Below are 13,580 nucleotides of genomic sequence, written 5' to 3' on the forward strand. Positions count from 1 at the left end.
AACTCTAGTATTCTTTCAAATGACTAGGATCATACACATCCCGCAGTTTTTCTCCTAAAACAGTAAAGGCAGATACCGCTATCATAATTGCTAGACTAGGAAAAAGCAGTAAATAGCCATTATCACGCATATATGGCCTGGCTTCGCTAATCATCATCCCCCATTCAGCATGCGGGGCCTCAATGCCAAGTCCTAATAAAGAAAAACCTGCTAAAGCCATCATAATCCAACTTATATTTAACGCTATAATGACTAACAGTTGCGGCAATACATTCGGTAAAATATGTTTCCTGATAATGTTCCACCTCGGCTGTCCATAAAGCTCAGCAGCTAATACATATTCATTTTCTTTTACCATTAAGGTCACGCCGCGAATGATTCGGGCAAAAGAAACCCACCACGATAAAATCAATGCAATCGCAAGATTCACTAATCCAGGACCAATTATACCAACAACAACTAATGCCAAGATACGGCTAGGAAATGCAAATAATAAATCAACAATTCTCATTAATACACTGTCTACCCAGCCGCCAACATAACCAGCAGTTACTCCTACAATTGTTCCGATAAAAAATGACCCCGCTGTAATGATGATTGCAATGACCATTGTCGTTCTAGTTCCATAAAGAATTCTTGAAAACAAATCTCGCCCCATATGGTCAGTCCCAAGCCAATACTCAGAACTAGGCGGAAGCAACCGTTCAGACAACACCCCAACATTTGGATTATGCGGAGCAAGCCAAGAAGCAAAAATAGCTAGTAAAAATAAACCTATAATAATGGCAAGACTTGCAGTTAATCCTTTATTGTTTGATAGTTTCATAGCTTTTCCGCCACTAAGCACGAGTTGTTCCTCCTTTAGAATTCATTCGAGGGTCTAAATATATATAAATAAGGTCAACGATTAAATTGATTGAAATAATAATGACAGTCATAAACAATACATAACCTTGTAATAGAGGAATATCCCTACTGACAATAGCCTGTAGCCCAAGTCGTCCTAATCCTGGCCAATTAAATATGCTTTCGATAATAACAGTGCCCCCCAATAAAAAGCCAACACTGGCCCCTAAGGATGTAACGACAGGAATCAACGCATTCCGCATCGCATGCTTAAACATGACTGTCTTTCGCGATAATCCCTTTGCTCTTGCCATTGTAATATAATCCAAGCTTAACACCTCTAATAAACTGGCGCGCAAAATCCGCGCCTTCCCAGCCCCCAAGCCTACTCCTAAGACAAGGGATGGCAGTACTACATGCTGCCAAGTTCCATAGCCGATTAGAGGGAATACAGTCCAAACATACCCAAATAAAAACAATAAAATAAACGATAATAAAAAGTCAGGGATGCAGCTCATCGTTAAGGAAAAACCTAAAATGATACGGTCAACAAGCGAATCTTTATAATACGCTGCCAACATGCCTAAAATAATAGTTATGAAAATGCCAATTACTACAGATGTCCCTGTTAATAATAATGTTGGGGCCATTCTTTCCACGATCTCCGCGCTGACAGGTTGTTCCGTAATCCACGATGTCCCTAAATCAAATTGAAGGGCTTTCATCAGCCACTCTCCATACCGAATGAAGATAGGCTGATCGAGTCCTAATTTGACTTGCATTTCAACTATCAACTCTGGAGTAGGCTGCCCCCCATTTCGCAAAATAAGATCTTCGGCAATATTACCCGGTACGATATTTGTCAATAAAAAAGTGAAAAATGAAATAACTAACAATAAAGCAGGCAATATTAATAACCGTTTCAATACCATTGCCATAGAAAAATCACTCCAAATTTATCCCATTACAATACTTGCTAATTTCCGGTATTGGTTTGCCAGTTCAGACTGAGGGGCTCCCTCAATGACTGTAACGTTTTCCTTTTCACAATTTTGAACAATTGGATCACGGGGAAATGTAAAGGCAAGTTCAGTGCCAATTTCCTCTAATGACTCCAAAACTCTTTGTTCCTCATTGCTTCCGCCCTTAGAGTTAAAAATCAGCCCCCTTAATTTTGCATAACCGCGATTCCGAAATTGATGGACGGCTTGAGAAATATTATAGGCTGCAAATAAAGACATTCTTTCACCTGAACTTACAATATAGACATCGTCTGCATAGCCGTCACGGAGCGGGACAGCAAATCCCCCGCAGACGACATCCCCCAACACATCATAGATGACGACATCCGGCTGGTATGTTTCGATTGCCTTAAGCTCTTTCATCTTTCCGAAAGCGGCAATGATTCCTTGTCCCGCGCAGCCTATCCCTGGAGTAGGCCCGCCTACTTCTACACATAAAACACCGTTATAGCCTTCTCTAACAAAATCTGATAATTCGATGTTATCCTTTTTTTCTTTAATAACATTTAATACAGTCGGCACTTTACTGCGTGCAAGCATCATTGTTGAATCAGCTTTTGGGTCGCATCCTATTTGCATGACTTTTAATCCTTGTTCACTTAAAGCAGCACTAAGATTAGCTGATGTCGTTGATTTTCCAATTCCACCTTTACCATAAAAGGCAATTCGTTTAATCGGTTTTGTTTGTGTTGACATAGAAATCCTCCTAGACATTCATCTTCTTTCGCAAAGCATATCGACTAATTTGATTAAACAAATCTTGAGTTAACGACTGATACCCTTCCCAGCCAACGATTGGATTTCCCTCAAAAATACTAAAGCAGTCATAGGCTGGCTCTGTAATTCGCAACTGGACTGGTACTTCTCCGGCTAATGACGTATCCTCAGCACTCCCCAGTAAAATAAATGGCTGGCTCTCTTCAAGAACCTGTTTCCACTCCCGTTCACCTGGGGTTACGAGCACTTTTTCAACACCTAAAGACTCTATTTCTCTGATTTCATTAGCTTTTGGCGGTGTAGTTAAGCGAACGGCTACTAATGGAAAATGCCAATCTTCTTTCACTAATTGCACCAATCCCATCGCCATTGCAGGAGGGCAGGATAGAGCTGTTATCCAATTTCTTTGATAAAATTCTCCTCCCGCAATCATTTCGATATAATGATGGAAAGAAAATGGTCGATCATTTTCAAATCTAGGGCTTGGCCCTTCTTTTCCCACTGCTTCCGCTACCTGTTTCAACCACTCCCCCGTGCCTTTTTCTCCATATGGCAAGCCATAAATATAAGGGATGCCGTAATGCTCCTCTAAATATCGGGCCGTCTTTAAACCAGCTGCCCTAGTAACAATATTTAGACTTGCATCTGGCACAGACTTCAATTGTTCGGTCGTCGTTTCATACGTTAAAACCGTGTTCACTTCAATTCCGATTAAATCCAGAAGTCTCTTTATCTCTTTCTCATCAGCGTCCCAGTTAAACGTTTCCGCTGTTGGACCAATAATGTTGGCCCGCAACACGCCATCCAATGAATGGCGACCCTTTTGTTCTGACAGCTCCGATTCCGAACAATAATGACGGATTAACTCGTAAATGGCCTCTTCTACACCATTCTCCGCGTTTTCTTTCCATGCTTTATTATTGAACGTTAAAATCGGTTGTTTTATATGTTGGCCCGCCTCTCTAGCAATCGCCTCAATATCGACGCCTATCAATGCAGCGACGGGGTTGGCGACGATAACTATTAAGGAAACATCATTTCTCGCTGCCATTTCTGTTATTGCCGCCTTTAACTTTTCATCTCCACCGCTTAGAGCGATATCTTCCTGCTCAAGCCCAGTGCTTGCAAAGCGGTTAAAAATAAGTTCCCTTGTTCTTTTCGATGCCGTCACTAATTCGTAGAAATTACACCCTGATGTGCCATGGTTGATGACAACGGCATCTTTAACCCCAGCAAACGCCCACAAGATTCCTAAATATTCATTCGTTGGCAAAAAAACGGATGAGATTCTGCTCATATTACTCACCATCCATCCTACAATTAATCAAACGAGCAATATTCTCCAGTTCCTGCTCGACAGCCCCAAATCCAGGTCCGGCAGAATGTGCACCCGGATGACAATGGCTCACATTTTTCGCTTCTAACAATTCGGCTAGACCATGTCCTAAAAAAATTTGTGGATGATACTTATTTATTAACTCTTCTAGGTTCGAGCCTTTGTTCAAATGAATAATTGGCAAAACAATTCCATTTTGTTTCAACTTCAAAAGATAAGGGTTTTCTTTTTCAATCGGCATTCTAGTTTGTAAAAATTTAGGTTCCATTCCGAGCCCTGCATAAAACAAGGCAGCCTCGATATTGCTTCCTTCGACTGAACCGATGGCAAATGAAACATCTCTCAGTTGTTTTTTCTTTTTTTCTAAAAAAATTAAATGATTTTCTGCCAAATTTGCAATCGCCTGATTGAGATCAATCCCTAAATGCGTGCCAATCATCTGATAACCTTCGATAATTTGTTCGGTTAGATACGAATAATCGTAAGTTATATAAGGTGTGCCGAATAGGTCCTTCATTTTTTCAGCCAACGGCTTAGCCGCTTTTCCAATTGCTATATTTAATGAAGCCGCAGGGGCTTTTTCGATTTCACTGAGATGATTCGCCCCAGGCAAAACAGAATTCACTTCAACACCGGAACGTTCCAATACTTGAACCAGTTCTGTTTTCTTCCAATTCGGTGACCTCAGCCCAATAATATTGACAGTCAAAGGTCTGACTTCCATCGGTTTCATTACTTCAACAAGCGCTGCTAAAAAGGCACTTCTCCCTTTTTGGCGATGTAAACAGGCATAACCATTTGTTTTTATTGTTAATACCTTTGCTTTTAATCGACTTTTTATCATCGTCAGGGCTGCTGCATCAAAGCCAATGATTTCCGGAGTGCAGGTGGAGATTAGAAAAATAACGTCTGGTTGAAGTTGCTCTTCAAGTTCCTCCAAAGCATCCTCAATCACCCTATCCACTCCAAATACCATATCTTCCTGCTTTAGATTTAATAGATAAAGATTGTCTTCCGTGCTACCTGGGGCTTGTCCGCGCCGTCTTTGCAAAATCTTGGCGTGATATAAACACGACGGCGGTGCAATCACTAAAGCTACACTACTTGGAAAAAATGGCGCCATCATCGCAGCTTCAAATAACCCGCAATGCGCTCCAGGAAATTGCGCTGCATCTTTTGAGCTACTTTGCATTTTTTCCTCCACATTGGCTTTTAAATTTGCTTCACTCATATTTTCATGCCTCCAACTATTCCCTTGTTACTTTATAAACAAAGCGGAGTGGGTCCATCGTATTCGAGAAGTCCCAGCCGGCAATGTCATTTTTATAAATCGTTACCCGATGTGGATGAAGTAAAAAAGCTCCAGGAGTCACTTCCATAATTTCTTGTTGAATTTCGTTATAAATTTCAGTTCTCTTCTCCTGATCAATCGTTGTGACGACGTCGCTTACTAATTGATCGAGTTTTTCGTTATTAGTTAAAACAGTTCCGCTACCCTTCTTAGTAAAGTAGTATTGGAAGAAGTGATAAGGATCAGCTGCGTTTTTTCCGATACTTCCTAAACCGACCATATTAAACTCACCTTTTTTCACAAGCTCACGAATGACACTACTATCTCTTAATTCTAAATTAATCTTTATGCCCAAATTGGCTAGCTGATTTTGAATAGCCTCTCCAATTGGTTTCCATGTTCTAGTGCCTTCTAATAAAAAGGTTAGCTCTAAAACTTGTCCATCTTTAACTAAAAAACCATCATTATTACGATCCTTCCAACCTGCTTCTGCCAATAATTGCTGTGCTTTTTCCATATCAAACCGATAGCCTTGAATGCTGGTATCTGTCCACGGAATCGATGCATCAAATCCAATTGGCCCTACAGCTGAAGTAGCAAAACCTTCAAAAATAAATTCGGTAATTTGCTCGCGGTCTATGGCGTAATTGATTGCTTTTCTTACTTTTGCATCGCTAAGGGGACCTTTATTGCTATTGAATCCAATCCATTCCAGCGAACTCGAATCAGCACTCCTAAAGACCGTAAAGTTTTCATTTTCTTGTAATCTCTTGATTTCTGATTGTGGTATCCCATAACCATCTGCGCCGATTAAATCTACTTCCCCAGACTCTAATGCCAATACCATCGTTGCTGGGTCAGAAATGTAGACAACATTTAATTCATCAATGCTTGGTTTTTCACGCCAATGGTTTTCATAAGCAACAAACTCTACTTTTTCTTTGCTTAGACTTTTTAGCGCAAACGGTCCTGTTCCGATTGGATTAACCATTTTTCCTTCTTCATCAAATGAGGCCGGACTTGGAATGGCACACTGGTAAGAGCCGACTAAATTTAAGAAAGGGGCAAATGGTTTTTGAAGATAAAAGACTACTGTATATTCATCAGGAGCCTTCACAGTTTCGATTCCTGCCCTTCTTGAAAAATTAGGGTCCTCCATATAACGGTTAATAGCTTCCACTACGGCACTACTTGTAAATGGAGTTCCATCGTGGAAAGTAACATTATCTCGTAATTGGAAAGTCCATTCCGTGCCCGTTTCGTTGACAAACCATGATTTCGCTAATGCCCCCTCAAATTGGCCTGTTGAAGTTTCTAGTGCTAACGGTTCAAAAACAACTGTCCGTAATACAGTGTTTTCTCTCCCGCTCATATAAGGGTTCAAACCTAAATAATCCAAACCATGTCCTAAAGCAATGGTCAAAGTCTGATTCCTGTTTTCATTGCTAGCACTCCCATCGGTAGACTTTCCAGCGCCACTTTGGCTACTGCTGCAAGCTGATAATGCTAGGATAAAACAACAGACAATTAATAAAATTGAAAAAGTTTTCCCTCTAAAATTTAATAGCTTCATACTTTAATAAAAATCCCCTTTCAAAATTGATATTTTTGATAGAGTCTCTACTATCAAACTTTAGAGTAACAATCATTATTGAAATAAATTTGAAGTTGCTATGTACATACTGTGTAAATTGTATAAACTTTTATAAAAAAGAAGTGCATTACTTTTTAGTAGTTTAGTAATGGTGTGAAAAAGTTGAAGCGAATAACAAGGGGGTTTTTATAATATAACGATTTTGTAATAGGAAGTATCCAACTACTTCCGTACTATGAGAATATCTGACTTCTAAAGAAAATGCCAGTTCTAGTGGGTTTCCTTACTCTTCGAAAAGTCACCAACTTATCCCGCCGCCGTGCTTCACACTTATTGCATTAGGGTCTACCTAGTTGCTTATGGGTCTCTCGATTTTCCGCATCTCCTTCAGACAATACCTCACAGTATTGCCCTAGATTAAGCTTCCCGAGCTAGGTCAGTCTCCTCGGGGATCGATTTTCACCATCTGGGATTCAAATTCTTTATCATCTTTCAGTCGTTTCATCGAAATGTCGTCTCTATCAGATAAAGAAAAAGAAGAGTGCTGACATAGTCAACACTCTATGCGACTGCCTGTCGCACAAAGAGAGAAGGTATTCCCTTCCCCTTTTAATATATTTCACTTTATTTTTTACATTTCCTTCATTCCTACCTGTTGACTTGAACGGCCTAATGCTGGTAATAATGATTGCAAATTTTCAAGTATATCGTTAATATCGTTGAAAACTTAACTTTTTTCCAAAACAATAATTTCATTCGACCAATTAAGTGACTCTTTATAACATGTAAACAATTCATTTTCATCAATTTGATAATATTTACATTTCTCAGCAACAGCCCCCCAATTTCCTTTTTCAACATCAATTACTAAATCCAATACTTGTTTATAATCATTATCCTCACCGTTTAAAGCATTGCAAATATCATCGCTTAGCGGTAATTTCTTTAACAACTTATCCATCGGAACTCCTAATAGTGAATCCATTAAAGAAAACATCCCCATCATAAAATATCCAGTTGTTGGGGTATAATGGTTTCTAAGTTTTTCAATCGCTTCACATGTTTTCGCTCTAGTTAAACATGTACGAACAATTTCATTTGACAGCTCACTTTTCTGATTCGTACTATCCCTTACAGCGAGGACATAAAGCCATTTCTCCAATTCAATAAATCCTAAAAGAACAACCGCTTGGCTAATTGAATGAATTTTATTTCTACGGCGAAAGGCAAGAGTATTAATAAGTTTTAAAAGCTTATAAGATAAAGATAAATCTCTTTCAATTAATCTAGCAATCACGTCTACTTCCGGTTCAACTCTTGATAGATTATTAATAATCTCTAAATGGGAATGAAAATGGGACGGAATATCATAGTTTGAAACAATCGTCGGTTTAGAGAAAAAATAACCTTGAAAATAGTCGTACCCTCTCGCCTTCGCTTGTTCAAATTCTTTCCTTGTTTCAACCTTTTCCGCCAATAATTTCAATTTCAATGTTTTCGCCATCTTTTCAATTTTGGCACGTGATTCTTCGGTGGAGCAAAGAAAATCAACTTTAATAATATCCGCATATTTTACATATTCATAAAAGTGCGGATTTTCCTCATCAAAGACAAAATCGTCTAATGCGATTTGATAGCCAAGCTCTTTTAGTTCTTTACAAATTTCAATCACCTCTATACTAGGGGTAACACTTTCCAATATTTCAACAACAATTTCCATAGGTTGAAAATAAGTAGGCAATCGTAACTGCAAAAGATTTTCTGTAAAATTTATAAAACATGGCTTTCCATTCGAAAGTTCTTGAATTCCAATATTGATGAAACTATTTATAATCACGTCTGCCGTTGCTTGATCACCATCAATATTTGGAAACTGATTTTCGGTATTGCTTCGGTACAATAACTCATAAGCGAATATATCTTCCTTTTCATTAAAAATGGGCTGTCTTGCGACAAATACTTTCATATTATTTCCCCCTAGAAAATTTTACGCTGTTATAGATTTGGTACGTGCCCTTTCCACGTTTCTTAACTTCGTACATTGCTTCATCAGCTATTTTAATTAGTTGTACCTCATCCGTCCCATGATATGGATACAAGCTAACACCGATACTTCCACTTATTTGAACCTCTTTCTCTTCTAATTGAAAAGGTTGACTCAATATTTTAATAATGCGATTCGCAATTAGTCTAATTTCATCCAATTCTTTGACATGTTTTAAAACAATTACAAACTCATCACCAGCATACCGCGAAACAAAATCAATTTCACGAATATATCTTTTTAAGCGAGCAGCAGTCGTTTGAAGTACCTTATCTCCTGCTTGATGGCCTAATGAATCATTGATTACTTTAAAACCATCTAAATCCATAAACAAAATTGCGAACCTATCCTCTTGGCTCGCATCTCCGATTATTTGCGCAAGTTTTTGATACAAATGGCGTCGATTTGGCAAACCTGTCAATGCATCATATAATGCCTGTCTACTAAACATAGATTCCAATTGTTTTCTTTCAGTAATATCATGTGCCATTATGGAAAGAAATTGTACTTCACCATTATCCGCCTTATGAGCTATGATAATTTGTGATACTGGCATTTCCGTCCCATCATGCTTTAGAATTGATGTTTCACCTTTCCAAACTCCTTTTTCAATCGCGGTTGGAATACCCTCGTTAAAAATCAATTCATGGGTCAATGGGGAGTATGCAGATGCTAGTAAAAAGCTTTCCTCTTTTTTAATGCCCAATATTTGACGAGCAGCAGTATTGTAATACAAGCCATTGCCGCTTATGTCAGTAATCACAATAAAATCTGGAGAAGCTTCAATCGTTTCCACTAGTAGAGCTTGATCTATTTTCTGACGAACAACCATTTCTATCATCCTTTCATAAAATTCCCTTCATAGCCTGCCACTTTAATAAACGAGTATTCCCTTCAAAGCAAATTTATTAGATAGTGTGAAAATTTTCCCTTTACCTTGTCCTTCAATCGTTAAATGCCCTTTTTCAACTAACGTTCTTAATAGACTTGATACTTCATTAAAAGATCTATCCATTATCAGCTGCAAACGCTCATTCATAACATAATCCTCTTGAAAAGCAGTAACTAATACTACTACTTCATCCATTGTTAATAACGCAAAATCGTCTTCAAGTACTTCTTCAATAAATGCAACACTTTCAATCGTTAATAAAGGATGGATTGAAAGAGTTAAAATCGTTCGTTCTGGACAAAATTCTTCAATTAAATTCGGGTGTTTCCACTGTAGCTGCTTCCAAATGTGGAAAATATTATTAAGCTCCTCCCCATCACAATCCCCTAAACCAATCGCTCTGAACATTTTACAAATATTACTATTTCTCGGCTCGCATACTTCTCCACAAAATACATCCTTTACTGACATGTGTAAAGTTCCAGGTGTCTCAAAACGAAACTCGCTTTTCTTTTTTTCTATTAAAATCCCACCATCTCCATAATAATCTGCATGAACTAACGTACGGACGAATGCTTCGCGAATTGCCCGATGAATATACGTCTCATCTACTTGTTGCAACCCTTGTAATGGAGTTGGTGTGTAAAAGTCGCTTGTTAAGAGTGGGAGTACTTTAACAAAGAAATCATATACACTCCCTGACCAAGTGTCATCAACGGATGTGATACAATCTTTCAAGGACTGGTCCGAAATGGCAGAATTGCTTTCACGATAAAGTAAAGAAAAATTTGGAAGTACTTCCGTAATCACTTTAACATCCCCAAACATAACAAGACCAGCTAATGTCAATCCCTCTTCTTCTGTATCAACTTCATGTCCCCATGCACCGATTCGCTTCAAAAAATTCTTTGTATCTAAAGTATTCCAAGAGTGATGGGGCTTTAACAATGCAAATTGTCGACGATAGTTTCGAATGGACTGAAGATTAACACATTCCATTCCATAATAAGGAAATACACATGAATCAAGAGTACCTTGTTGTTCTTTAAGCATTCTCTTTACTTCATCCTCTGTACAATTATAGTTACCTTCAAAGCCTCTTCTATATGTTCCAGCAAATGGATTATTGCCAATATAAACAGGTTTTTGCCCTCTTGCAGCACGCGGCACTTTAATTGTGACCAATTCTTTCTCATTCACACGAACAATTTTTATATCTTTATAAACTAAAATATTGGTACTTATAATCTGTTGCTTGTTCAGAGCACTCCAAAAATCATTTATCAATTTTTTACTATCAGCTAAACCTTTTAAGGAAAACATATTTTGCTCTTGTTCGATTCCTAACAAAATCATTCCACCATTTGTATTGGTGAATGCTGAATACGTTTCAAAAACTGCGAATGGAAGATAATCTTGTACCTCTATGCATTCCAAATCAATATTTTCTCCATCTGCAAATAGCTCCGAAATTTGTTCATACGTAAACATGTTCTCATCCCCGATTTCTTTACTACATTTAATTAAAGCATTTCATGTTCGTTCCCTTCATAAAGCTTATGAAGAAATGACGTTGTTAAATTACTCGCATCCCCATCAAACACAATTCGACCAGCTCTGATTGCAATAATCCTTGTTGAATACTTTTTAACTATATCGATTTGATGCAAATTGACTAAACATGTAACTTCCTTTTCAATACAAGCATTATAAATGGAGTCCATAACAATTTTGGCAGATACTGGATCCAATGAGGCAATAGGCTCATCTGCTAGTATCAATTTAGGATGTTGCATTAATGCTCTACACACCCCAACACGCTGTTTCTGTCCACCTGACAGTTCATCCGCACGTTTGTATATTTCTTCATGTAATCCGACTTGTTCAAGAAACTGAATAGCTTCTCTTTTGTCATCTTCACTATAGTGGCTAAACACCCCTCGTAATGAACTCATCTGCCCGAGCCGCCCGTGTAGAACATTTTCCAAAACAGTTGATCTATCTATTAATTTGTAATTTTGGAAAATCATCGCCATTTTTGAACGGATTTTTCTTAACTCCTTCTTTCCTGCCTGTTCTACCTTTTCATTTAAAAATTGAATCGTGCCATCCGTACTAATTTCTAAGCGATTTAAACAACGAAAAAGTGTTGATTTTCCAGCACCACTTGATCCAATAACCGAAATAAATTCGCCCTTTCTTATCTCTAAATCAATTCCATCTAAAGCTTTCGTTCCATCTTCAAATATTTTAGTAAGATTTTTCACTTTTAGAACCATTTCCATTTAGCACACCTTATAAAAATTATATCAAGATAATCGTTTTCGAATATGATTTGCTGTTACTTCAAGTACAAACATAGTTGTAAATACAATAAGGATGCTTACGCTTAGATGGCTGAAGTCATAAAAAGAAATATACCCTTGAATGAATAGTCCAATCCCACCGACACCAACCATCCCAAAAATAACGGATTCCGCTACATTAATTTCAAATCTAAAAAATGTTGTCGCAAGAAATTTCGTAAATAAAATCGGAACAAATCCCTTAAAAACGATATGCCACCAAGTTCCACCAACAGCTTGCAATGCTTCTACTCCTTCCTTTCCTACCTCTTCAATTTGTGAAGAAAATGACTTAACGAGAAAGGATGTGGTAGGAAAAATTAATCCTAACACACCAGCAACTGATCCAAAGCCAATGCTAGACACTGCCAATAATACCCATATCGTTGCCGGAATCGCTCGAATAATCATAAGAATAAAGTTTACTACTATACCTACATAATAATTTGGTGTCGTATTTCGAGCCGATAAAAAGGCTAATATGATTGCGATTCCAATGCTCAATACAATGGATAAAAAAGCCACAATAAGGGATATAATCATCCCATTAACTAGTTCCGAAATGTCTGAAAACGACCATTGAAAAAATTGTGGTACAATCGTAAAAAGTCTATTTATGCCAGCTTGAAATTGACTAAACGATAAATCCAATTGGTAGAAACTTAAAACGAACAAAAACACAAAGATGATGTGATAACTAGATAAACGTTTTGTTGACATCATGATTTGCTTCTTTATCTTTTTTGTTACCTGCTCCACTACTACTATCAACACTATGAAAATGATGATAACAGTCGATGTTTTGCCATATTGAAACAAATCCATCGTTTGTTTCAATATTGTCCCTAAACCTCCCGCACCAACTAATCCTAAAATCGCAGAAGCACGTATCGTAATCTCAAAATTAAATAATGTCCAAGAATAAAAGCTTGGTAGAAATTGAGGCAGGACCGCATGTTTAACTTTTTGAAAATACGATGCACCACACGCATCTAGCGCCTCTAAAGCTTCACAATTTACTTCTTCAATCGAACCAGCATAGAACCTAGATAAAAAACTAGTACTAAATATAATAAGTGCGATTAATCCTGGTAGCGTGCCCACACCAAAAATAACAACTAATAATGATGCCCAAATCAAAAAAGGAATGTTCCTAAAAAATGTAATAACGCTTCTAACAAACAATCGAACGAACGGATGTGGCGTTGTATTATGCGCCATACAAAGACTAAAAACCAATGCGAAGGAGGAAGAAAAAACTGTAGATACGACTGCAAAATAAATCGAATTCATAAAAGGCTTCACATATAAAGCGACATCCGAAAAATTAGGCGGTAGAAAATCTACGAAAATAAAATTCAGAAAAGCTGGAATGCTCTCCATTAACTCGATGAGGTCAAACTCTACATACAATAATGAAAATCCTACTAGCAAAAGAAATAATCCAAACAAGAAAAGCTTATTTATTTTGTTCACGAACATTTAGCCATACA

The 13,580-nt window shown here is 37.7% G+C and carries 11 protein-coding genes; all 11 read right to left on the minus strand.

The genetic code is table 11. The annotated features are described in order from the left end of the window. Nucleotides 1–4 precede the first annotated feature (4 nt). The 11 genes from GX497_08820 to phnE all read right to left on the minus strand — a co-directional run bounded on the left by GX497_08820 (nucleotide 5) and on the right by phnE (nucleotide 13,569). Nucleotides 5–826 (minus strand): ABC transporter permease, encoded by an 822-nt coding sequence (locus GX497_08820; GenBank protein HHY73314.1) that lies wholly within the window; start codon nucleotides 824–826, stop codon nucleotides 5–7. A 13-nt stretch (nucleotides 827–839) separates the two neighbouring features. Beyond that, nucleotides 840–1,784 carry an ABC transporter permease gene (locus tag GX497_08825; GenBank protein HHY73315.1) on the minus strand — a complete coding sequence of 315 codons (945 nt, stop codon included), beginning with the start codon at nucleotides 1,782–1,784 and terminating at the stop codon, nucleotides 840–842. Nucleotides 1,785–1,802: 18 nt separating this feature from the next. Continuing rightward, complete coding sequence (locus GX497_08830; protein HHY73316.1) at nucleotides 1,803–2,543, minus strand: AAA family ATPase; 741 nt, start codon at nucleotides 2,541–2,543, stop codon at nucleotides 1,803–1,805. A 31-nt stretch (nucleotides 2,544–2,574) separates the two neighbouring features. After that, the gene (locus GX497_08835; GenBank protein ID HHY73317.1) at nucleotides 2,575–3,882 is read right to left on the minus strand and encodes a hypothetical protein; all 1,308 of its coding nucleotides are present in this window, start codon (nucleotides 3,880–3,882) and stop codon (nucleotides 2,575–2,577) included. 1 nt (nucleotide 3,883) lies between these two features. Further along, complete coding sequence (locus GX497_08840; GenBank protein HHY73318.1) at nucleotides 3,884–5,152, minus strand: hypothetical protein; 1,269 nt, start codon at nucleotides 5,150–5,152, stop codon at nucleotides 3,884–3,886. A gap of 16 nt (nucleotides 5,153–5,168) precedes the next feature. After that, nucleotides 5,169–6,785: a hypothetical protein gene (locus tag GX497_08845; protein ID HHY73319.1), complete on the minus strand. Its 1,617-nt coding sequence runs from the start codon at nucleotides 6,783–6,785 to the stop codon at nucleotides 5,169–5,171. A gap of 748 nt (nucleotides 6,786–7,533) precedes the next feature. Beyond that, nucleotides 7,534–8,772 carry an EAL domain-containing protein gene (locus GX497_08850; protein ID HHY73320.1) on the minus strand — a complete coding sequence of 413 codons (1,239 nt, stop codon included), beginning with the start codon at nucleotides 8,770–8,772 and terminating at the stop codon, nucleotides 7,534–7,536. Nucleotide 8,773: 1 nt separating this feature from the next. Beyond that, a complete protein-coding gene (locus tag GX497_08855) occupies nucleotides 8,774–9,682 on the minus strand; it encodes a diguanylate cyclase (GenBank protein HHY73321.1) in 909 nt (302 codons plus the stop codon). 42 nt (nucleotides 9,683–9,724) lie between these two features. Continuing rightward, nucleotides 9,725–11,233, minus strand: coding sequence for an AAA family ATPase (locus tag GX497_08860; GenBank protein ID HHY73322.1), 1,509 nt, complete (start codon nucleotides 11,231–11,233; stop codon nucleotides 9,725–9,727). Between the two features lie 32 nt (nucleotides 11,234–11,265). Beyond that, a complete protein-coding gene (phnC, locus tag GX497_08865) occupies nucleotides 11,266–12,027 on the minus strand; it encodes a phosphonate ABC transporter ATP-binding protein (protein ID HHY73323.1) in 762 nt (253 codons plus the stop codon). Nucleotides 12,028–12,051: 24 nt separating this feature from the next. After that, nucleotides 12,052–13,569, minus strand: a complete 1,518-nt coding sequence (phnE, locus tag GX497_08870; GenBank protein HHY73324.1) for a phosphonate ABC transporter, permease protein PhnE — start codon at nucleotides 13,567–13,569, stop codon at nucleotides 12,052–12,054. Between the last annotated feature and the right edge of the window lie 11 nt (nucleotides 13,570–13,580).

The sequence above is a fragment of the Bacillus sp. (in: firmicutes) genome (assembly GCA_012842745.1).
Classification (GTDB): domain Bacteria; phylum Bacillota; class Bacilli; order Bacillales; family Bacillaceae_J; genus Schinkia.